Raw genomic sequence first — 361 nt, 5'->3', positions numbered from 1 at the left:
AACATTTCTAGAGGGAGGATATTTTTATGAAGAATAAATATCTTAGTATTCTTGTACTTACATTTCTTTTCATAGTTTTATCCCCTGCATTTGCATCGGCATCAACACACAATAATAAGTCCCATGATTATGAGGTTCACGTCGTTTATTATGCCTCTGGGGGAGTACTAGTTCCTTTTTCAGTTGGTACGGATATAACAATGAACATAACAGTTAGTTATCCAGGGAAAATTATTACGTATGAAGATATATATGCATATATTGTTAATGGAGCTCTCTTTCCATTTGAATGTAGTTTAAATGTAGGTACTATTAAATACTATAAAGATGGTTCCTACTGGTCAACTCATTCACTTCCCTA

General features: G+C 33.0%; 1 protein-coding gene. It reads left to right on the top strand.

Going from position 1 to position 361, the window contains the following annotated elements; translation table 11 throughout:
- Positions 1 to 26 precede the first annotated feature (26 nt).
- The coding region (locus VU18_RS18080; protein WP_152668857.1) for a hypothetical protein at positions 27 to 361 on the top strand (335 nt) is incomplete at its 3' end.

The organism is Geobacillus sp. ZGt-1, assembly GCF_001026865.1.
In the GTDB taxonomy this organism is placed as follows: Bacteria; Bacillota; Bacilli; order Bacillales; family Anoxybacillaceae; genus Geobacillus; species Geobacillus thermoleovorans.
The sequence above is the reverse complement of the archived record's forward strand: the minus strand, read 5'-3'. Positions and strand labels throughout refer to the sequence as shown.